Raw genomic sequence first — 20,333 nt, forward strand, 5'->3', positions numbered from 1 at the left:
CATGGACGGTTACGGCCCTTTTGCCGAGGATCTGCCGCTTGCGACACCTGCGGAGGCCGCGGCCGAGACATGGGACGCCATCATTGTCGGTGCGGGGCCCGGCGGCAGCGCTGCCGCCATCGAGCTGACGCGGAGAGGTCGAAAGGTCATTCTGATCGACCGTGAGGATTTCCCTCGGGACAAAAGCTGTGGAGACGGAATCACCCGGTCCGGTATCTCTCAGCTGAAACGCCTCGGCATTCTATCCGCGCTTACAGATCAACAAGAGGTCGAAGGTGTGCGTGTCCATATGCGCAACAGGGGCCACCGGGATTTTCGATACGAGGGCGAAGACGACTATGGGCTGGTTGTACCCCGTTTGATACTGGATGACTGTCTTTTGCGTCAGGCCCGCGCGGAAGGAGCGGCTTTCTTGCCAAAATGCCGCGCCGACGATCTGGTAACGGATGAAAGCGGGACTGTCACAGGTGTCACCGCTCGGATGCAGGATGGCACGACGGCGGTTCTGACCGGGTACATGGTCATCGCCGCGGACGGGGCCGCGTCTCGATTGGCGAAAGCAGCGGGATTGCGGGAAACACCGGAACAAGGCTATGGCACCGCGCTTCGCGGTTATGTCGATGGCTGCGGAGACACTCCGCCACTGCTGGAAATAATGCTGCCGTTGACTGATGTTACAGACCGGTATTTGTTGCCGTCCTATGGCTGGGCGTTCCCAACGGGGAAGGGAACTGCAAATGTCGGTGTCGGGCTGTTTTGCAGGGCGTTTGACACCAACGTCAGGACATTGTTCGATCAATTTCTGGACGTGCTCCGCAAGGATTATCCGGAATATTCGGGCATTCAGTTGTCCGGCACGACCTTGGGGGCACCGCTGAGGTTCGATTTCGCACCGGAACGCGCCGCCCATTCGGGTCTGTTGCTGGTTGGGGACGCCGCCGGTCTTATCAGCCCGTTTACAGGCGAAGGAATCAGCTTTGCGCTGGAATCCGGTGCGCTTGCGGCGCAAACCACTGATCGATGTCTCCGCACAGGGGCAGGCCCCTGGGTGGCGGCAGACGACTATGCGCTTTTGTTGGGGGATCGCTTTGCCGGTTACTTCACGCTCGGGAACCGCGCAAGCCGCCGATACGAGTTCATCTGGCGCGTGTTGGACGATACGTTTGAAAGCGACAAGCCGGTCCACAACATGCTGCGCCGCGCCGTTTTGGTGCCTGAAGGCACTGGCGGTGATGTGGAAAGCGCCATGTTGGATGACGTATCGCCCCTTGTGCGAGTGCCCGAGATGCCGCTTGGGGACGACCTGCGCGATGTGGGTGCGCGCCTCAATCACATCGTACGCACCGATTGGCCGTTTCTGACGCGCATGTCCTTCGCGGGCAAGCGGGCTGACATGGTTGCGTTTCGACCTTCGCTGTTGCTTTTGCTGACGTCCTATCTGGGTGATGTTGAGGCAAAACGGCGTCGTGCCGCGGCCACGGCGCTGGAGCTTGCGTATCTGGGGTTTCTTGCCCAAAGCGGCATTCGAGGGATCGAGGGGGCGGCAGCAACAGCCGACGCCACGGCGAACTGGGGTGACAAGCTTGGGATACTCACAGGTGATTATCTTCTGGCGAAGTCGCATGAAGTCGGCGCAAGGGACTGCCCGGATCTGGTGCCATCAATCCTGAGCGCCATGGCCTCGGCCTGTGAAGGCCGAGTGTCCGAACTTCGGACCGCGTGGCAACCGGATCTGGCTGTCGAAAAGCGCATCGCGCAGATGCGGCACTGCATGGCTGCATTCTTCCGACTGCCATGTGAACTCGGCGCGATGCTTGCCGAACAAAACGATCTGTCAGGTGCCCTTCGCGACTATGGTGAGAATCTTGGCCTGGCGTACCTGCTGACCGAGGATGAACTTGCCCTAGACCGCCCCCCGGGCAGCACCCCATTTGCGTCAGACCTCTCGAGCGGCCTGTTCAGCGTGCCTGTTCTCGAGGCAGCCCAGCGGCAAACGGGGGGCGCGGCAGTCCGTGCTTTCCTCAGTCACCGTGACCCTGCGCGGTTTTTGGCAGAGCTTTCTCCGGCCACGCGCCATATCAAGAGGCAGAAATTGCCTGAAGAATACCGCGATCAGGCAATAGCGGCGCTAAGCCCCGTGCCACGGGGCGGCGTGGCAAAATCGCTTTCGGCGCTTGCAGGTTACGCGGTAAGTCGACAGGTCCCAAAACGCCGCGTGCTGTAAAAGTGTGATCCAGGGTCCGAGGTGTCCCGCTGCCGGTCAAAAGCGCAGTGATCCACGTTGCCTTTCCCCATGCGCCAGGTGCTTCCTTCGGGGGCAGGGGGTATCTGTGGACGGCCAATGTTTCGGGCGGACGGTTCAGGTTCCAACCCGCTGCCTGAAGCGTGCCGCCTAGGACGATTTCCACCCGTGGTTCAATTTGGTTCGATAATGTCGACACAGCGCCTCGTGGATGACCGCCTCTTCCGCGGCAGTTCCCCAGTGAAGGATCCGGTTGATGGACATATGAGCGAGGCTTCCCAGAACGTCGGCCAAGCTGTTTCCCAACCGGCCATCCTGTTCTTCTCGCTGAAGGCGTCCAAGATCCGGATGAAGCCTGGCGGCACGTGCGTTCCAGCGCGATGGCCGCGATTGAATACCCTTGCCCACACCGAGTTCACTCAGAACAACGCATGCACTTTTCCATTCCTTTCCAGTAGCGCGACGCGCAATCCGGCGCGACGCCGGGCCGCCGCCGTAGTTTTGCGAACAGCGCTCGGAGATCGCCAGCCGAACACCTGTGGGCAGTTCCAAATCTTCGAACAGGGCATCGATACTGGCGGCTGATGCCATCCATCGTCTGGATCGACCGATCTTCGGATCGTTGAGCACGTCAAGCGCAGTGATCGAGTCGGCGCCGAATATCCTCTCGCATGCGCGAAGCCCCAGTTCTCCGCCGTAGCGCGCCGTTTCAGGCAGGTATTCGTCAACAAGAAACCTGTCCACCAATCCACCGGCCGTTTTCTGCAAGTGAACAAGCACCCGGTTCCTCAGAACTCTGTCATGATCGTTTGAAAATTTGATGCGGAGGCGCAGTTCAAGTTCCGGGTCTGCATATCTTACGAAGAACCAGTTCTCGATCAGGTTGCGTTTCTGCCAAAGCGTCAACCTGTTCGATTGCAGTTTCAGGAACTGTTCCAGCTTTATGGCATCCCCGAAAAGCCGCAGATACAACCATGACCCGGCCTCTTCAGTGCCGTGCCCCAGCGGTTGCCATGCGGTCGGGTTGGCATCGTATTCGACAAAGGGCGTATCAACTGGCTTTGCTGGGGCATAAACCAGTTCAGAGGCCAATCGACCATGCGGCGAGTCGATCCACCAATCCTTGGGCGTCGGAAGGTACTCGCAGATCGAAAGCGGCCCTTTTTTCAGCGTCTTGATCAGGTTGGCAGTGGAAAAGGGGTTGTCCAGATCCCATGGCGTGGCCATGTCGCTGGCCTCATCCGTGGGGGCCACAAATCGCGGCAATTCCAGTTTTTCTCGGTTGGCTTCCAGCCAGATTTCCGCTTTGCCTGACCTGACCACCTCTGTCGGGATGCAAAGCCGCCACCGTTGCGGCGCAAGGACCACATTTCCAGCACAGACCCTAGGCAACCGGTTCCGATTGCTTTGCGCTTGCCACGACCAGATCACCGACGGTTGCCGCATGTGCGTGGCGATGTCGATGAGCAGAAGATAGACAGCGGGCGCCCCGGGAGGGCTTTGGTGCGCAGCATGCAGCTGTGGAATGACCTCGACGCCTTGGCTGCCCCAGAACAGCCGGAACCGGCTGCCATCGTGACGAATCCACAGATCGTGCAGCGGAATCCTCTGTTCGGGCGGCAACCCGCTGTCGCCGAGGATCTCGATGACATACCGGGAAAGGCTGGCGCGTCTGAGGATGTTTGATGACCGGGGGTCCGTGGCGCACAGGATGTCTGCTTCGACAATTGTCGAATCCTCTTCACGCGTGGGGCTGTGTTGCATCAATGCGTCTGCGATCAACTGATTTCGCCTTGAGAAACGGCCGAAAATAGCCTTGGGCCCGCCCGGAAAAATCCCTTCGGGATAGGCCGTCCAGACGGGGTTGTGCCCGACACTGCGTCCTACTTTGCTCAGAAGAACGCCATCCTGGATGGCGAAAGGGGTCTGATCCGTGTTGCGGGCATGCAGGATCTCGATATCCTGCGCGCAAAGCACCCACTTGCGCGCGTCCCAATCGGGTTCCAGCGGAAATTCCTGAAGGTTTTGCCTGGGGGCATCACTTGACGACCCCGTACCTGTAACGAAATCCATTCGCAGCGACATGCCGAGATATGCTAGCCCGCTTTCGGCATCCACGGCCTGACCCAGCAATACGGCGCGGTCACCGTAACGGTCAAGGAAACGCCGTTCAAATTCCAGAAAACGGTTTGGCTTTGGCACGCGAAAGCCGATCTTTTCCAAAATGTTCCATGCGTCGGTCAGTGCCTGCACCGCGCGCAGTGGAGTTTCCAACGTGCCGACGCAATGCGCATCGACATGCAGAAAATCACCTCTCCAACCCGGGGCGAAAGAGTCAGCTGTTCGCCCCAGTTGCTTTAACGCGATCATCGAAGGGATTTCACGCGCGGCATCAAGAGCATGCCCGAGCGCCGCCAAGCCTCTCTTTTGACGGGCGGTCATATCTCTTTCCAGCCGCTTCAGGGTTCTGGCGGTTGCGTCATGCCCCAGAAGTATTGGGTCTTTCTGTGGAATCAGAGCCTCGGACCGACAGAGATCCGAGATTGTCACGGCAGATTTGAAAGGGCGGTCTTTGAGGGCCGTTTCCAGATCGGAAATCGGGACGGAATCGACATCAAAGATGAACTCTGCCAGATCGGAATCCGCCGCTGCAATGATCTGTTCTTGGTTCCAGGGCCCGTCGAGATCACCGTTGGTTATCCAGTGCAGAACGTCCTGTTCCCACCAGGCCGATGGATTGCATCGCACCCTCGTGCTTTGCGTTTCGGCGAGTCCGGCGGCAATATGAGACAAAAACCCACAGTCCAGATCCATATCCAGATGGTGGTCTGCCACGGTGACGATGTCCTTGCCTGCAACAGGTATTGCCGTGCCCACTGCCGCGAATGCGCCGAACGGCGTCGGGCGAAAACACATTCTGTAAACAAACCGATACAATGTGCCGAGGACTGTGGGGGAGAGGTCTTCGCCTTTCTCGAGTTCCCGCATGACCTTCGAAAAGAAACCGGGTCGTGCAATGAACAGCGACAAGGCAAAGGCCGGATCGCGAATTAAATCTGAAGCACGCTTTTCCAGATCCTTTTTTCGGGTGCTTTTTGTGACTCCACCAAGATCGTGCTGCGGTGAACGCGTACAAACACGAATTCCGAGGAACGGACGAGAGCTGTGCGGTTCCGTATGGGACGGGCAGTGGACATTCTGTTCAACATCCAGCCCCATGAACTTCAGATATCCGAGGTAACCCGCGTCCCGTAGGGCAATCAGTGCCAACAAAACGCCGCTCGACCCGGTCAGAAGGTCCGTCGATTGAAACGTCTTCCAGCCTGCGCCGATCGCGGGGAGCCCGTCCGGGCTCAATTCCCGTTCAACGAGGGACAAAAGCCGTTCGGCGTGCTTTTCGATCAGAGGATCGACGTCTGCTTTGGGAAAAAGCGATCGAATGGCAAGGGCCATCACGACAATTCCGGCATCGCCATGGCAAAGCCCGCCATCATTGATACCCGTCTCACGAAAAGGTCTGTCGACGCAGGATACCAGAACCCGCGATGCGACATCGCGTATTTCGTCCTCCATCCCCACCAGCCTCGCCGCCGCGAGCGCGGTGTATATGATGCCAAGGTCGCCATAACACCATGCAAGACGTGACGGTACCTCCCAGGCATGACTGAGCGCTGACATGCAGGGAAAGCAGGATGACAGGCCGCTGTCTGAAAATGCGCCCCGGTGCGAAAGGAGAAACAGGACCGCGTCTTTGAGGTCTTCGATGTGTCGCGGCGTGAACGCGTGCCGCCGACCCAGGCGGGCCAGAGCCAGAACGGCGCCGGGAGAACCATGCGCCAGCCCCATGTTGACGAGGTGCCGCGTTGTTTTCCGGGGGCCGGTCTCGTCTTCCGGAGAGGAAAAAGGTTCTGTCCACGCAAGCCCCCGTTCTGTGCGTGCCGAGTGCCTCCAAAGCTCCGCCGCCAAACGCAGGCACAGCGACTTTCCCCCAAGACGGGCCGTCCGGGATTTCGGTTCGCACAGAAATACGGATATACCCGCAAGACCGGACACGTGATCGAAGTGCCCCATCCAGGGGGCTTCGAGAAGGCGTTGCGCAACCGAACGCAGGGCACGGTCAAGCGCCAGTTGCGCTTCGGGATCGTGTGGATTGGCGTCCAGAGCATGACAGGCCAGCAACCCAAGGCCGGCGCGGCCATCGAACAGAGAAACAGGGGCTCCGCGCAGGTCTCGGTCGCAAGCCCAGATGGTCGCAAGGCGACCTGACGCGGCGGATCGCACGCGATCATCCTTCAGAAACTTGTCTGCCGCCAGCAATGCCAGCGCCTCTCCGGCGACGGCGCTTCCCAGTCCGATTGCATCAGTTCTGATCGGGGCCGCAGCAATCGACCCTGCAATGGACTGTATTGCCGCATCAATCCGCGTTGTCGAAATAGACATGGAACAAAACAATTTTCCCCGCCAAACGGGATTTGTCATTCAGCAGGCGTTTGGATGGCACCCTTTGCTGCTGGCACGGATGCTGCACCAATTCTTGCAGCAATTCTTGGCCCAACTGAACGTGCGGCGCGTCGGAGCGCCAACGCTGCCGGCGTCAACGAAGCCGAAGGCAGGACCGGTGGACGTGGGATTGAAATCAGAAGAATGATTACCCAGCTCGCCCAGGGATTCGATGGATGTCAAAAGCGCGTCCACGCGATGTTCGACGGTTTCCAGCCTGTCTTCCGGGCCTGGTTCCATGACGCGCATCAACTGGTCGAGGCGCTGCTCGATCGCGGTCAGCCTGTCATCGACAGACCGGCATTCCGGATCTGTCTTTTCGCTTTCGGTGTATTCGTGTTCTTTGCGATTGTCGTTTTCGTCAGCACTCATTTCTCTCTCCGGAATCTGAGGTGGTCGAATAGTCGACTTGGGACCGCCTGTGGAAAAACGTGTCGTTCAAATATCAACTCCGATGGAATCGGAGGGTCTTTGTAATGAGAGATTTCTATAATAGACGAAAATGACCGTTTTGTCATGAAGCCGTCAGAACAGCGCGCGGATACCTTGATGGCATTGCCGCGATGCATGAGCCGGTTTCAGGCAGGCGAACCGGCGCGGTCCGCCTTGCCTATGGTTCTGTGCGTCAGCCGTTGTCCGCTTCTTTCAGCCCCTCGATCTGCAAATCGAACCCGGCCTGAATATGGGCGGTAAAGGTTTCCAGTGCTTCTGTCACGTCTCCGGTTTCAATCGCGTCGACAAGCGCCTGATGATCACCCAGAGACTGTGAGATATCGACATTTTCGATTGCGGAAAACAGGTGAAAGGCCATGGCCTTGCCCCAGATCATGTCGAACATGTCCAGCAGGAACTTGTTTCCCGCTTCAACCATGAAGGCGCGGTGAATGCGCCGATTGGCTATGAAATAGTCGCGCGTCGTAGGGTTGGTCAGATTTTCCTCACGACGAATCAGCTCGCGCAAACCCTCCAGAACCGCGGGGTCTGCGTGGGCCGCAAGAATCCGGGCAGCCTGACCTTCGATTGCGGCGCGGGCCTGATACAGTTGCCGGACTTCGGCTTGATCCATGCGTGCCAGCCGGAAACCACCGCTTGCGGCGACTTCCAGAACCCCTTCGGTTTCCAGCCGCATAAGGGCTTCGCGAACCGGGGTTCGGCTGATGTTCAGTTCCGCTGCCAGCTTTTCCTGAACCAATCGGTCTTCGGCAGAGATTTCGCGGCTCATTATGGCTTCGACCAACTGATCATAAACCTCGTCCGCCAGCCGTCTGCGCTGTGTTTTTATCTGTTTCAGAGCCACTCGGAGCCTCTCTTTCCGTGTTTTGTGAATTCTGTATTCAAAAAAGCATCTGGTGCCAAGGCGAATGGGCTTGCTATTGCTCGTGTACTGTATACAGTATACAGACACAGTTGAACAGGGAGCTCTTCATGTGTGGAATCGCTGGAAGGATTCTTACCGCACCCGGGCAGGTCGGGGCGGACCTGGTAGACCTGATGGATGCGCAGGAACACCGTGGCGCAGACAGCACCGGATTTGCAGTTTATGGGCCGCCACGAGACACCGGATATGTTTTGCGGGGGATGGGATTTGACAAATCCCGGCAGGATGCTGACCTGAATGCGTTTGAGGCGGTGTTGAAGGATCACGGCTCTGGCTTTCTGTCCGATCCGAAGATCGTAACCGATGAGAACCGGCACTATTGCTTTCGTGCGGAAATCTCGGACCCGACTGATTTGCAGGCCTGGGTGCGGGATGCAGATGAGCTGACGGACCGGTTCGAAGTGCAGTCCTGCGGCCGCAGTCTTGAGATCATCAAGGATATTGGCGGGGCCGAAGCGGTTGCCGAAAAGCATGGCGTGCGTGACATGATCGGCACCCATGGTCTTGGCCACGCGCGGCTTGCGACGGAAAGCTCGGTTCTGCCCAACGCTTCACACCCGTTCTGGGCGCGGCCGTTTTCGGATGTGGCGATCGTGCATAACGGCCAGATCACCGACTATTTCACTTGGCGCGACAAGTTGAGCCGAAAGGGCTATCGCTTTCTGACCGAGAATGACAGCGAGTTGATTGCGGTCTGGGTCAGTGACCAGATGAAAGCGGGCCTGACGATGGAACAGGCGTTGAAGAAGTCGATTACCTCTATCGACGGGGTATTCACCTACATGATCGCAACGCCGGACGGGATCGGATTTGCCAAGGATCGGTTCGCGATGAAGCCGCTAGTGGTGGTCAATCGCAATGGGGATCTGGCAGCCGCGACCGAAGAACAGGCGGTGCGTCGGGTGATGACCGAGGAATGCGACGTGATCAACTATGATGGCCCATCGCTGACCGGCATCTGGGGTGTCGGCAACCGGAGCCTGGCAGCATGAGCGAGGTAGCAAGACAGATGGATGAAATCGTCATCGAAGTCGGCAAGCGGCACATTCGTGAGGTGAACCGGGATATCATGGCGGCCTGCGCATCAGGACGGCCGATCCGGGTTGTCGATACGCTGTCGCGACACAATCTGGGCGTGGGCCTGCCGGATGATGTGGACATCACTTTCGAAGGTTCGGTGGGATACTATTGCGGTGGACTGAACACTGGCGCCAACATCTCAATCGAACGCAATTGCGGGTGGGCCGTGGGCGAAGGGATGGCCAAGGGTCACATCACTGTCGGCGGCTATGCGGGCATGTCCTGCGGGGCGGCGATGATTGGCGGCACCATTCATGTCAAAGGTGATGCCGGGCCGCGTGTCGGTGTTGCCATGAAGGGCGGCAACATCGTGGTCGAGGGCAAGATCGGATACCAATCCGGTTTCATGGCGCATGCGGGACGCATCATTGCGCTGGGCGGTGCGGGTGAATCCTGTGCGGACGCGTTGTGGCAAGGCGAGGTTTGGGTCGCAGGCGAAGTCGAAAGTCTGGGTGTGGACGTCTCGGTGATCGAACCCACTGCCGAAGAGGTGGCCGAGGTCGATGCGATCCTTGATCCTCTGGGGCTTGTCGACAGCTCTCGTAACTGGCGCAAAATGGTCTCTGGCCAGCGCCTTTGGTATTTTGAAAGCAGGGACGCAAGCGCATGGCTCATGATCTGAGTAAACCCTATGACTACCCGTTCGAAGTCGCGTCAGAGGAAGAAATACGGTTCCGCGACGCAGGCGCGGTCGATGGGCGACCGGCTGGTGTGCCTTCGTCTTATGATGAAGGGGGATCAACCCGCTGGACGCCCGAAGCGATATCGGAAGTTCACGCTTTGGCGCAGCTTGGGCGGTATCAGGTGCGTGGCTACAACACGTTCAACAAGCAGTTGCCGACATTCGACGATCTGACATTTGTCCCGGCGACGATGACCCGCCTGCCGCTGGAAGGATACCGCGAGAGCTGCGATACGACGACGGTTCTGGGCGGCGGGCGCGGATTGGTGGAACGGCCACTGGAACTGAAAATCCCGATCTATATCGCATCGATGTCTTTCGGCGCGCTCTCGGCCTCGGCCAAGGCGTCGCTTGGTTATGGTGCCTCGAAGGTGGGCACCATGACCTGCACCGGCGAAGGCGGCATGCTGGAAGAGGAGCGCGAAGCCTCCCAACGCCTGCTCTACCAGATGTCGCCCGCCCGCTATGGGGTCGATCTGGATCACCTGCGCCGCGCCGATGCGCTTGAACTGGTGGTCGGGCAGGGGGCAAAACCGGGCACCGGCGGTCTGCTGCTGGGTATGAAGGTCAGCCCGCGGGTCAGCGAAATGCGCACTTTGCCCGAAGGGGTCGATCAGCGATCCACCATCCGGCATCCCGATTTCCTTGGGGCCGACGATCTGGCTGTCAAAATCGAGGAGTTGCGGATCGCCACGAACTATCAGGTGCCGATCTTCATCAAGATGGGGGCCACGCGGCCGCGGTTCGACGTGGCCGTGGCTGCAAAGGCAGGCGCGGATGTGGTCGTGGTGGACGGGGCCGAGGGCGGCACCGGTGCGTCACCCGAGTTGCTGCTGAATCACACGGGCATTCCAACCATGAGTGCCATACGCGCGGCACGTGAAGCGCTGGACGAGTGTGGGATGAGCGGCAAGGTCTCGCTTGTCGCCGCGGGGGGTATTCGATCAGGTGTGGACGCGGCCAAATGTCTGGCGCTTGGGGCGGATGCGGTCATGATCGGGAATGCCGCGATGGTCGCGCTGGGATGCAACACTCCCAGATATCTGGACGATTACCAGGCGCTGGGAACATCGCCGGGGGCGTGCCATCACTGCCATACGGGCCGTTGCCCGGTTGGGATCGCAACGCAGGACCCTGATCTTGAGGCGCGTATGAACCCGCATGCAGGGGCAGAGCGCGTCGCGCGGTATCTGACCGCGATGACAATGGAGATCACGGCGCTTGCCAAGGCCTGCGGCAAATCTTCGGTGCACAATCTGGAAACCGAAGATCTGCGCGCGCTCAGTTTTCAGGCCTCGGCTTTTACCGGCGTCAAGATGGCGGGCATCGACCGGGCCTTCGACTGGTGAGGATCGCGCTTCTCGAGTTGACCCTTCATCCATTGCCGCTGCTTGAGGGGCTGCCGCGGACGGCCCAGCAGATCCGCGCATGGCTTGAACCGCATCTGCCCGAAGCCCGATTTTCCTCGGTGGATGTGGTCGACGGCGAGGCATTGCCTCAGCTCGGGGATTTTGATGGGGTTGTCGTCGGAGGGTCCGAATTCGGCGTCTACGATGACACGGAGTGGATGCGGCCCCTTCGCGATTTCCTGAAGTTGTGCCGGGACCATGCCAAGCCGGTTTTCGGCATCTGCTTTGGCCATCAGATCATGGCGGATGTCTATGGCGGCAAAGCCGAGAGGGCCGAGATCGGCAATGTCGTCGGCGCACGAGGCTTTGACTATGGCGGGGCCAGCGTTGATGCCTTTGTCTGGCATCAGGATCAGGTCACGCATGTTCCGCCTTCGGGGCGGGTGACAGGGTCGGCGGATCACTGCCCGGTAGGGGCCTTGGATTATGATTTCCCGGCCCGTTCCGTGCAATTCCACCCCGAATACCGGGCAAGCCATCTGCGTGAATTGTTCGTGCGCGGGCGCGACGTGTTCCTTGCACCGCAAGAGGCGGATGAGGGGCTGGCCTCGATTGAAATGGCACATGTGTCGAAGGATCTGGCCGCCGCACAGGCGGTTGACTTGTTTCGCAATGCCTGCGGTCGGCCGTAAGACCTGAAAACCCGCTTGATCCTGATCAATTCCGGCTTTGAAATGCGGTGTATACTGTATCCATAACGTGGTGGAGGAGGCCGCGAGATGTCGGGATACACAGATTTCTTTCATAAAATAGCGCGCATCGTCAGCTCACCTCGGGATGAAAACCTGAGTGACCGAGAGCTTTCGGACCTTGGCTTGTCCCGCGCGGATCTGGCCATGTTGCGATCGGGCGCACCACAGGCACGAGAGCGTATACTCGCCATGGCCGGACAATTCGGACTGACCGAGGCAGACCTGAACGCGCACCCCGAGTTGGGGTTGGAACTGGCGGAAAAATGCGGGCACTGCCTTCAGGCCGAAACCTGCCGTGACGCGATCCGGGCGGGCGCGCGTCTGCCCCAGGGCAAATGCCCGAATGCTGGAATTTATCGCGCCCTCCTGGATGGTTAGCGTCCGCTGGGGCTTTCCTTCGGGCTCAGCTTTCTGCGGCCGCTGATCTTGAACCGGTCCGCGGTCCCAAAATCCTTCAGCCCAACGCCTGCGGCAAATTCTGCAAACACCGGGGCGTGCTTGAACAAATGGCCAGAGCATCCGCCGGCGAACAGCACGTTTTCATGCTCAGGGTGCCAGTCGACAATGAAATGTGTATCCGGGGTCAGAATGATCTGGTTGAACTTGGAATCCACGACACGTTGCCCCTCTAAACCCGGAAGCCGGTGGCGGATATAGCTGCGTGTGCGGCCCAGCGTTTCCTGGCGGATCAGCCGTTCATCATTGTCCAGATCGATCTTGTCCGGGATGACAACCGCCGCCTTCACGCCGGATCCTTCGGACGACGGCAGACCAAATGACCCTTGCCCGTGATCGATCCAGCAGGGCATCCGGCTCATGTCGAAATCCTCCGACCCGTCGGGTGTCGAAGTGTAGAGGACATTGACGCCAACCACGGTCGAGATCGGCTTGATCGTTCTGGGAAACATGTCGGCCATCCATGGGCCGGTCGCCATGATGATCAGATCAGCCTCGAGCGGTTTGCCGTCAAGCATCGGACGTTCCGATCCATCCGTGGTGACGCGACCACGTTGTACTTTGCCTCCTGCCTTTCGGAACAAATCCAAACCGGTCAGAACGCATCGATGCGCCATCAGCATTCCGGCTTCGGGTTCGAACAGCGCATATTCGATGTCGGTGACCTTGAACTGAGGGAACCGCGATTCGATATCCGACCGACCGAATTTGTAATAGGGCACCCCGACCCGGTCGAAAGTCTGTGCGGTTGCGTCTTCCCAGTCGCAATGTCCCGCCGTCGCCAGAATCAAGGCGCCGCATTCATACATCAGGTTCTGGCCGCTTTCGGCTTGCAGCTCCATCCAGCGCAGGCGGCTTTCGCGCGCCCAGCGTGTATAGAACTCGTCCCGCCCGGATATGGCGCGAATCACTCGGTTGTAATCTGTTGAAGATGCACGGGAATGTCCCGGCTCCCACCTGTCGATCAATGTCACGGCCTCGCCGCGCCGTTGCAGTGTAAGCGCTGTCATGACGCCGACTATGCCGCCTCCGACAACGATGACCGAGCTTTTGGACATGGCGCAGATTTTCCTTGTTTCCTGACTGGCTTTGTGAATACTGTATACAGAATACAGCAATTATAAAGCTAAAAACAGGGAGCACGCGCAAATGAGTTCGGGGTTTGATCTGCCCGAGGGCACACATACCGTCATTCTTGGTGTCGGGGATCTCAACGGCATCATGCGTGGCAAGCGCATTCCGGCCAGCCATTGGGATCATGTCTGCAAAAGCGGCAATGCTCTGTCGATTGCGCTGCTGGCGATCGATATGACCTGCGACGTCTGGGATACGCCATACGTCAATTTCGACAACGGCTATCCCGACATGCATGTCTTTCCGATGACAAAGCCTGTCGCTGTCCCCTGGGAACCGGGCGTGGCCGTCTGTTTTGGTCGCGCTGAGGGCATGGATCACAAACCGGTGCCGATTGATCCGCGTCAGGCTTTGGTGCGGCAGGTGGACCGGGCCCGCGACATGGGGTTCGAGGTGAATGTCGGCACGGAACTGGAATTCTATCTGCTGGACCCGGAAACCGGCCAGCCGCGCGACACGGGCATCCAGGTCTATGGCCTGGGCCGCGCCGCCCGGATGGAACACATCGTTGGCCCGATCCGTCAGCAGATCAACGAATGTGGCATTCCCATCGAACAGTCGAACCCGGAATATGCGGCCGGCCAGATCGAGGTCAACATTCGCTATGGTGAAGCCTTGGCAGCTGCGGATCGTGTCGTTCTGTTCAAATCCCTGATCCGCCAGTTGGGGATCGCGCACGACTATCTGGCGACTTTCATGCCCAAGCCGTTTTTTGATCAATCGGGCAACGGGTTTCATACGCATTACTCGTTGTGGAAAGACGGCAAAAACGCCTTTGCCGACAACGGCAAGATCAACGACACCGGAAAATCCTTCATCGCAGGCCTGCAAAAGCGCATGTGCGAGACGGCGATTTGCGGCAGCGGCACGGTCAACGGATATCGCCGTCGCCAGCCCTATACCTTCTGCCCGATCAACACGAGCTGGGGCTATGACAACCGGACGGTTGGTATCCGTGTCATCGAAGGCTCGGACAGTGCCGTGCGGGTGGAAAAGCGCGATGCCGGTGCGGACGCCAACCCGTATCTGTTGCTTGCGGCCGAGATTGCCGCCGGGCTTGACGGGATCGAACAGGGGCTGTCCCCTTCGGAGCCGACGACAGGCAACGGGTACGAGGAAGGGATCGGAGACCCAATTCCAACCGATTTGCCAACCGCCATCGATCTGGCGCGCGGATCGGAATGGCTGCGCGATGTCATGGGCGAAATGCAGTGGGAACTGGTCCTGCAACAGGCCGAGCGAGAGCTGGAATTCTTCAATCAACAGGTCACACAGGTCGAGCTGGACCGCTACCTGAGGGCGTTCTGATGCACTTGGGCAAGGTCGCTGGAACTGTCACGGCAACTGCCAAGGATGCCAGGCTGGTCGGAGCAAAGCTGCTGGTGACGGATCTGGTCGACAGCAAGGGCAGCCTGATCGATCCCGCGCGGGTTGCGGTCGATACCTGCGGCGCTGGGGTCGGGGATACGGTGCTGGTTGTCAGCGGGTCTGCCGCCCGCATGGCGGCCGGGCTGTCCACGGCCCCCGTGGACATGGCCATCATCGCGGTGATCGACCGCGTCTCGACGACCTGAATCACACTACGCGAAACATCTATTTTTGGAGGAACAGAAAATGGCGAAACCAGTGGCGGGGCAGATGGCCCTGGGCATGATCGAAACACGCGGCCTGGTCGGCGCGATTGAAGCCGCGGATGCGATGGTCAAGGCAGCCAACGTTGCCATCGTGGGTCAGACCAAAGCTGGCGGCGGGCTGGTGACGACCCTTGTCCGCGGCGAGGTCGGCGCGGTCAAAGCCGCCACCGATGCAGGCGCGACAGCGGCCAACAAGGTGGGCGAGGTGGTCTCGGTTCACGTGATCGCGCGGCCGCATGACGAGCTTGAGGCAATCATCGACGGGCTGGGTGCCGGGTCGTCGGCCTGATCAACCCCTTTGAGGAGGTACCATGTCAGCCGGTTTCGAGGATTTCACGCGCGCGGTGACACGTGGCGCGACACGGGATGCACCCGTTGCCCAAAGGTTTGAGCGCATTGCAGTATTGGGTGGCGGCCCGGATGCCCGTCTTCTGGCAGCGCTGTGTCTGGCCGAAGGGGCTGAGGTTACGCTGTTTTCGGCCTATGGGGCGGAACTGTCATTGCTTGCCCAATCCTCGGGCATCGGCATTCGCGGCGAAGGGCCTGTGGGCACGTATCAGGTGGATCGCGACGGGCCTTCGATCCGCACCACGGCAGAGTTGGATGCAGCAGTGCGGGACGCACAGGCGATCTTTCTGACCGGGCCGATCCACAAACAGCGCACCTATGCGATGGTGCTGGCCGATCATCTGCACGATGGGCAGGTTCTTGTTTTGGCGCCCGGTCGCTCTTTGGGCGCGGTCGAAGCGGTCTGGATGCTGCGAATAGGCGGCTGCATTGCCGACGTTACTCTGGTCGAGGCGCAGGGCCTGCCATACTGGTATCAGGCCGAAGGTGCGGGCCTGACCCTGACGCAGGCGGCACCGATGGCTGCTGCGACCTTGCCACGAGGCCGCGCGGACGTTCTTGAAGCGCTGCAACCCTATCTTTCGAACATCCAGCCGCTGGATTCGGTTCTGGCCTCAGGCTTTGCCGATCTTTCCGCAGCGGTCGAGATTCCGGCGTTGATCCTTGGTGGCGCGGGGCTGGGGTCCGGTGGACCGGATGTGCCGATGGGCGGGGTGCCGCTGGAAGGCAACCGGACATTCTCTGCGCTCATAGGGCCGGAACAGCATGACGTGATCCACGGGTTGGCTGGCGAAAGGCGGCAGGTCGCAAAGGCCTTTGGCGTTCGAAACCTGCCCGAGACCGATGACTGGATCGCAACTTATGCCGGCGCCGAGCGGGGGGCGGGCGCGCGTCCGGTCCCGGATCGGCAGGCCGCGCGCCAATTGATGCGCGACGGCGTCTTGGGGTCATTGGTGCCCCTTGTTTCCGCCGCACAGCTCGCAGGTTTGACTGCGCCTCTGACGGAAAGCCTGATCTGCATGACAGACCGTATCCTGGGCGCTGACGTGGCCGCGTCCGGGCGCAGGCTGGAAACCATCGGAATTTCCGCAGGCGATGTCGATCAGGCCCGCCGTATCTTTGACACCATTGCCACCGGAGCCTCGTGATGGACGCTGATCTGAAATCCATCGCCGCCGCACGGCGCGCTGCTGAAACGGCTTTCGAAGCCTATCGCGCCTTTCTTGGCACCGACCCGGCACAGGTGGATGCCATTGTCGATGCCATGGCTCGGGCGATCGAACCCGAAGCCGAACGGTTGGGGCAATTGGCGGTCGAGGAAACCGGGTACGGCAACGCAGCAGACAAGCGGGTCAAGAATCTGTTCAACGCCTTGTCGGTCGCCGATTACCTGCGGGATGTCACGACGCTGGGCCTGTTGTGGCGGGACGACGCGACAAAGATCGCAGCTTTCGGGGAACCGATGGGTGTGGTCGCGGCGCTTATCCCGGTGACAAATCCGACCTCCACGATCATCTACAAGGTTCTGTCTGCGGTGAAGGCGGGAAATGCCGTCGTCTGTGCCCCGCATCCGCGCGGCGTGGAATGCGGGAAGGAAACCGTCCGCATCATGGCGCGCGTTGCCGAACAGATGGGCGCGCCCAAAGGGTTGATACAATGCCTGGACGCCGTGACCATTCAGGGCACCGCCGAATTGATGAAGCATCGCCGCACGTCGGTTGTCATGGCGACAGGTGGCCCTGCCATGGTCAAGGCCGCCTATTCCAGCGGTAAACCGACGCTTGCAGTCGGGGCGGGGAACGTGCCGTGTTACGTGCACAAGTCCAAGGCGCGCGATCTGTCCGAAGTGGCCGAGATGATCGTGACGTCAAAAAGCTTCGATTATGGCACGGCCTGTGTCAGTGAGCAGGCCGTGGTCGCCGATCCTGAAATTGCACGCGATCTGCGCCATGAACTGAAACTCAAAGGCGCCTATTTCTGCACCCCGGCCGAGGCTGATCGGCTGGCGCGGGTCATCTTCAAGGGCGTTCAGGCAATGGATCCCGAACGCGTCGGCCAAAGCCCACAGGCGCTGGCCGATGCTGCGGGGTTCTCGATTCCGCCGCGCACGTGCTGTCTGGTGTCGGAAGAAACCGAAGTGGGGTGGCAACGCCCGCTTTCGGCCGAAAAGCTGAACCCGGTGCTGGCCTTTTACGAGGCGAAGTCCACCGATCACGGCATCGAACTGGCGCAATCCATTGCCAAATTCGAAGGTTGGGGACATTCCTCGGTCATCCATTCCGATGATCCCGAGGTGGTCGCTCGGTTTTCTACCGTACCCACGGGGCGGGTCCTGGTGAATACGCCGGGGATCATGGGCGGCATGGGGTATTCCACCGACCTTGAACCATCCTTCATGCTGGGTACCGGTACGTGGTCGGGGTCGATCACCTCGGACAATGTCACCGCCCTGCATCTCATCAACATCAAGCGGGTCGCATATGAAAGCCGACCCTGGCGCGACATTTATGAGGAGTATGGCGCATGAGCGAGATCACGATCCGGGCGCTGATGCAGATCGACAACCTGCAACCGAAATTCGCCGCCTACAACGGCGCGACGGTGCAAGGGTCAGTGCCTTTGTCCGGTGACACCGTGCTGATCGGAGAGTTCGCGCCGGGCAATGGCGTGTTCTCGCTGATCGACCGGGCGCTCAAGGCGTCCTCGGTCGAAGCGACGACGCAGATGGTCGAGCGCGAGTTCGGCTTCTTCATCCTCCGCTCGCCTTCAAACGCCGAAGTATCCGCTGCACGGGACGCGATGCTGGCCGAACTTGGGGCTTCCATGACAGACCGGTTGAAGCCTGCCATCAGTTCCACGCAAATCATCACAAGTGTCGAACCCTATCAGGCGCAGCTTTTGAACAAATGGCGCAAGGGCGCGTTGATCGTGCCGGGGCAGACATTGGGGATCGTGGAATGTGCGCCGGCCGCCTATATCTCGATTGCCGCGAATGAGGCCGAAAAGGCCGCCGAGATTGACATCGTCGAGGTGCGCGCGGTGGGGCGGTTTGGCCGCTTGTTCATCTCGGGGTTTGAAAATTCGGTCAAAACCGCCGTCGAGGCCGCGACGCGTGCAATCGAGGCGGTGGACGGGCAGGACGGCTGATGGCAACACCACGCGTCATAGGCTCGGATGCGGTCGAGGATGCGCGCCGCCGGGGCAGGATCGTGTTCGAGGTTTTGCCGGGTGACATCGTGACGGCCCTTGCGCGTGAAACCGCAGAGCGTGTTGGTATCGCCTTGGTGGATGGCCCGCTGGAGCGACCGAAACCGCCGCGTACGGATGGTGCTGTTTCCATGCGCCGGGTGCTGTACCGCCGTTCACCCAAATGGGTTGCCCCTTCGCGTGCGCCGCGCAAAGCCCGCAGGCTGGGCAAGCTTGCCTTGATCGGGGCGGGGGGTGTTGGCGGCAATATCGCGCATCTGGCGGCGATGGCGGACTTGGCGGATGAAATCGCGCTGATCGACATCACTCCGGGATTGGCGGCTTCGACTGCGCTGGATCTCAATCATACCTCCGGGATCACCGGTGCGCGGGCCCGATGTGTCGGTGGCGAAGCGATGGATCTGGTGGCCGGGGCAGATGTGGTCGTCGTCACGGCCGGACGAGCCCGCCGTCCGGGTATGACACGTGCCGATCTGATCGATGTGAATGCCCGCGTGATCCGTCAGTCGGCCGAAGCGATCCGGTCGGCCGCGCCAAAGGCCATCGTGATCGTGGTGACCAACCCGCTGGACGAAATGACGGTCGAGATGCTGCGTGCAACAGGTTTCCCCCGCGAACAGGTTTTGGGTATGGCAGGAACGCTGGACAGCAGCCGGTTTCGCAACGCGTTGGCGCTGGCCGCGGGTGTCACGCCTGCGGACGTCGAAGCCTTCACGCTTGGCAGTCATGGGGACGAAATGGCCCCGATCCCCAGCCGCGCCAGGATCAAAGGCCGTCCGCTGGATGTATTTCTGACCCGCGAACAGATCGAAGCCTGTGTCCAGGATGCGATCACCGGGGGTGGCCAGGTTGTTGCGCTTCGGAAGTCAGGTTCTGCAACGATAGCTCCGGCTCATGCCTCGATCGAATTGATTGATCACATTCGGGGCGCGCGTACAGGCCCGGTTCCGGTTTCGGTCATGCTGCACGGGGAATACGGCATCGACGGTGTCGTGCTGGGCGTGCCAGCCCATCTGGGTGCAGGCGGATTGGTTGAGGTCGAGGAGTTGCGGCTGACCGCCGAAGAAAACGCGGCATTGCAAAACGCGGCCGAAGCGATCCGGCTGAGGCTGGGCCTGTGACCCAGCGTTTTTGGAAATCCGGCGGACGGTTTGAAGAGGTGGCCTCGTACTCTCGGGCCAAGCGCATCGGCCCCTTTGTCTGGGTTGCCGGGACAACGGCCATCGAGCCGACGGGTCGCATCCACGCGCCCGGGGACGTTGGTGCGCAGACCTTTTACATCCTGTCTCGCATCGAGGACGCACTGAAAGAGGTTGGCGCCGAACTGCGACATGTGGGGCGGGTGCGCGCCTATCTGACCGATCTGTCCCAAGCGGGCGCGTTCGCGCAGGCGCATGGTGAAGTTTTCAAGGGGATCGATCCGGTTCTGACGGCTGTTCAGGCTGGGCTGACGCAGCCGGGGCTGATGGTGGAAATCGACGTGGATGCCGTGATCCACGATGAAAACGGCGAAATCAGCGGATTCTGAACATGAGTCTTCAAGAAAGGAATTGATCGAACCATGTTCTTGT

General features: G+C 60.0%; 18 protein-coding genes. 14 read left to right on the forward strand and 4 right to left on the reverse strand.

The window, feature by feature from the left end:
• Position 1: 1 nt before the first annotated feature.
• Positions 2–2,224, forward strand: a complete 2,223-nt coding sequence (locus tag ACR0E2_RS00455; protein ID WP_480444675.1) for a geranylgeranyl reductase family protein — start codon at positions 2–4, stop codon at positions 2,222–2,224.
• A gap of 168 nt (positions 2,225–2,392) precedes the next feature.
• Here the strand turns inward: ACR0E2_RS00455 and ACR0E2_RS00460 are convergent, their stop codons facing one another.
• The 3 genes from ACR0E2_RS00460 to ACR0E2_RS00470 all read right to left on the reverse strand — a co-directional run bounded on the left by ACR0E2_RS00460 (position 2,393) and on the right by ACR0E2_RS00470 (position 8,039).
• A complete protein-coding gene (locus ACR0E2_RS00460) occupies positions 2,393–6,682 on the reverse strand; it encodes a thiopeptide-type bacteriocin biosynthesis protein (protein ID WP_480444677.1) in 4,290 nt (1,429 codons plus the stop codon).
• A 39-nt stretch (positions 6,683–6,721) separates the two neighbouring features.
• Positions 6,722–7,114: a hypothetical protein gene (locus ACR0E2_RS00465; RefSeq protein WP_171170450.1), complete on the reverse strand. Its 393-nt coding sequence runs from the start codon at positions 7,112–7,114 to the stop codon at positions 6,722–6,724.
• 253 nt (positions 7,115–7,367) lie between these two features.
• A complete protein-coding gene (locus ACR0E2_RS00470) occupies positions 7,368–8,039 on the reverse strand; it encodes a GntR family transcriptional regulator (RefSeq protein ID WP_152457489.1) in 672 nt (223 codons plus the stop codon).
• A gap of 128 nt (positions 8,040–8,167) precedes the next feature.
• On the opposite strand from ACR0E2_RS00470, the gene ACR0E2_RS00475 reads away from it, so the two are divergent.
• The 5 genes from ACR0E2_RS00475 to ACR0E2_RS00495 all read left to right on the forward strand — a co-directional run bounded on the left by ACR0E2_RS00475 (position 8,168) and on the right by ACR0E2_RS00495 (position 12,361).
• Positions 8,168–9,112, forward strand: a complete 945-nt coding sequence (locus ACR0E2_RS00475) for a class II glutamine amidotransferase domain-containing protein (protein ID WP_480444678.1) — start codon at positions 8,168–8,170, stop codon at positions 9,110–9,112.
• Positions 9,109–9,822 carry a GltB/FmdC/FwdC-like GXGXG domain-containing protein gene (locus ACR0E2_RS00480; RefSeq protein ID WP_480444680.1) on the forward strand — a complete coding sequence of 238 codons (714 nt, stop codon included), beginning with the start codon at positions 9,109–9,111 and terminating at the stop codon, positions 9,820–9,822. Before ACR0E2_RS00475 ends, ACR0E2_RS00480 begins: the two co-directional genes overlap by 4 nt.
• Positions 9,807–11,231, forward strand: coding sequence for an FMN-binding glutamate synthase family protein (locus tag ACR0E2_RS00485; protein WP_152457492.1), 1,425 nt, complete (start codon positions 9,807–9,809; stop codon positions 11,229–11,231). Before ACR0E2_RS00480 ends, ACR0E2_RS00485 begins: the two co-directional genes overlap by 16 nt.
• Complete coding sequence (locus tag ACR0E2_RS00490) at positions 11,228–11,923, forward strand: type 1 glutamine amidotransferase (protein ID WP_480444681.1); 696 nt, start codon at positions 11,228–11,230, stop codon at positions 11,921–11,923. The genes ACR0E2_RS00485 and ACR0E2_RS00490 overlap by 4 nt, the downstream gene beginning before the upstream one ends.
• An 87-nt stretch (positions 11,924–12,010) precedes the next feature.
• Entirely contained in the window at positions 12,011–12,361 is a 351-nt protein-coding gene (locus ACR0E2_RS00495; RefSeq protein WP_171119483.1) for a YjiS-like domain-containing protein, read from the forward strand.
• Here ACR0E2_RS00495 and ACR0E2_RS00500 read toward each other — a convergent pair.
• Positions 12,358–13,497: an FAD-dependent oxidoreductase gene (locus ACR0E2_RS00500; protein ID WP_480444683.1), complete on the reverse strand. Its 1,140-nt coding sequence runs from the start codon at positions 13,495–13,497 to the stop codon at positions 12,358–12,360. The genes ACR0E2_RS00495 and ACR0E2_RS00500 overlap by 4 nt on opposite strands.
• A gap of 91 nt (positions 13,498–13,588) precedes the next feature.
• On the opposite strand from ACR0E2_RS00500, the gene ACR0E2_RS00505 reads away from it, so the two are divergent.
• From ACR0E2_RS00505 to ACR0E2_RS00540, 8 genes are read left to right on the forward strand one after another with little or no spacing between them, the layout of a single operon-like run.
• Positions 13,589–14,881 carry a glutamine synthetase family protein gene (locus tag ACR0E2_RS00505; RefSeq protein ID WP_171639763.1) on the forward strand — a complete coding sequence of 431 codons (1,293 nt, stop codon included), beginning with the start codon at positions 13,589–13,591 and terminating at the stop codon, positions 14,879–14,881.
• The gene (locus ACR0E2_RS00510; protein WP_152457497.1) at positions 14,881–15,147 is read left to right on the forward strand and encodes a EutN/CcmL family microcompartment protein; all 267 of its coding nucleotides are present in this window, start codon (positions 14,881–14,883) and stop codon (positions 15,145–15,147) included. The genes ACR0E2_RS00505 and ACR0E2_RS00510 overlap by 1 nt, the downstream gene beginning before the upstream one ends.
• Before the next feature lie 40 nt (positions 15,148–15,187).
• Positions 15,188–15,496, forward strand: a complete 309-nt coding sequence (locus tag ACR0E2_RS00515; RefSeq protein WP_152457498.1) for a BMC domain-containing protein — start codon at positions 15,188–15,190, stop codon at positions 15,494–15,496.
• A gap of 22 nt (positions 15,497–15,518) precedes the next feature.
• Positions 15,519–16,703: a hypothetical protein gene (locus tag ACR0E2_RS00520; protein ID WP_480444686.1), complete on the forward strand. Its 1,185-nt coding sequence runs from the start codon at positions 15,519–15,521 to the stop codon at positions 16,701–16,703.
• Positions 16,703–18,082, forward strand: coding sequence for an aldehyde dehydrogenase family protein (locus tag ACR0E2_RS00525; RefSeq protein ID WP_480444687.1), 1,380 nt, complete (start codon positions 16,703–16,705; stop codon positions 18,080–18,082). The genes ACR0E2_RS00520 and ACR0E2_RS00525 overlap by 1 nt, the downstream gene beginning before the upstream one ends.
• Positions 18,079–18,702, forward strand: coding sequence for a BMC domain-containing protein (locus ACR0E2_RS00530; protein WP_480444689.1), 624 nt, complete (start codon positions 18,079–18,081; stop codon positions 18,700–18,702). Before ACR0E2_RS00525 ends, ACR0E2_RS00530 begins: the two co-directional genes overlap by 4 nt.
• On the forward strand, positions 18,702–19,883 hold the full coding sequence (locus tag ACR0E2_RS00535) for a malate dehydrogenase (protein WP_480444690.1): 1,182 nt from the start codon (positions 18,702–18,704) through the stop codon (positions 19,881–19,883). The genes ACR0E2_RS00530 and ACR0E2_RS00535 overlap by 1 nt, the downstream gene beginning before the upstream one ends.
• A complete protein-coding gene (locus tag ACR0E2_RS00540; protein ID WP_480444692.1) occupies positions 19,880–20,290 on the forward strand; it encodes a Rid family hydrolase in 411 nt (136 codons plus the stop codon). Before ACR0E2_RS00535 ends, ACR0E2_RS00540 begins: the two co-directional genes overlap by 4 nt.
• Positions 20,291–20,333: the final 43 nt, after the last annotated feature.

The organism is Ruegeria sp. A4, assembly GCF_056543025.1.

What these genes read in the sequence shown, in the direction of transcription:
- ACR0E2_RS00495 (WP_171119483.1), top strand. Translation starts at nt 12,011, where the DNA reads ATGTCGGGATACACAGATTTCTTTCATAAAATAGCGCGCATCGTCAGC.
- ACR0E2_RS00460 (WP_480444677.1), bottom strand. Translation starts at nt 6,682, where the DNA reads ATGTCTATTTCGACAACGCGGATTGATGCGGCAATACAGTCCATTGCA.
- ACR0E2_RS00525 (WP_480444687.1), top strand. Translation starts at nt 16,703, where the DNA reads ATGGACGCTGATCTGAAATCCATCGCCGCCGCACGGCGCGCTGCTGAA.
- ACR0E2_RS00510 (WP_152457497.1), top strand. Translation starts at nt 14,881, where the DNA reads ATGCACTTGGGCAAGGTCGCTGGAACTGTCACGGCAACTGCCAAGGAT.
- ACR0E2_RS00520 (WP_480444686.1), top strand. Translation starts at nt 15,519, where the DNA reads ATGTCAGCCGGTTTCGAGGATTTCACGCGCGCGGTGACACGTGGCGCG.
- ACR0E2_RS00515 (WP_152457498.1), top strand. Translation starts at nt 15,188, where the DNA reads ATGGCGAAACCAGTGGCGGGGCAGATGGCCCTGGGCATGATCGAAACA.
- ACR0E2_RS00475 (WP_480444678.1), top strand. Translation starts at nt 8,168, where the DNA reads ATGTGTGGAATCGCTGGAAGGATTCTTACCGCACCCGGGCAGGTCGGG.
- ACR0E2_RS00455 (WP_480444675.1), top strand. Translation starts at nt 2, where the DNA reads ATGGACGGTTACGGCCCTTTTGCCGAGGATCTGCCGCTTGCGACACCT.
- ACR0E2_RS00505 (WP_171639763.1), top strand. Translation starts at nt 13,589, where the DNA reads ATGAGTTCGGGGTTTGATCTGCCCGAGGGCACACATACCGTCATTCTT.
- ACR0E2_RS00530 (WP_480444689.1), top strand. Translation starts at nt 18,079, where the DNA reads ATGAGCGAGATCACGATCCGGGCGCTGATGCAGATCGACAACCTGCAA.
- ACR0E2_RS00465 (WP_171170450.1), bottom strand. Translation starts at nt 7,114, where the DNA reads ATGAGTGCTGACGAAAACGACAATCGCAAAGAACACGAATACACCGAA.
- ACR0E2_RS00535 (WP_480444690.1), top strand. Translation starts at nt 18,702, where the DNA reads ATGGCAACACCACGCGTCATAGGCTCGGATGCGGTCGAGGATGCGCGC.
- ACR0E2_RS00480 (WP_480444680.1), top strand. Translation starts at nt 9,109, where the DNA reads ATGAGCGAGGTAGCAAGACAGATGGATGAAATCGTCATCGAAGTCGGC.
- ACR0E2_RS00500 (WP_480444683.1), bottom strand. Translation starts at nt 13,497, where the DNA reads ATGTCCAAAAGCTCGGTCATCGTTGTCGGAGGCGGCATAGTCGGCGTC.
- ACR0E2_RS00485 (WP_152457492.1), top strand. Translation starts at nt 9,807, where the DNA reads ATGGCTCATGATCTGAGTAAACCCTATGACTACCCGTTCGAAGTCGCG.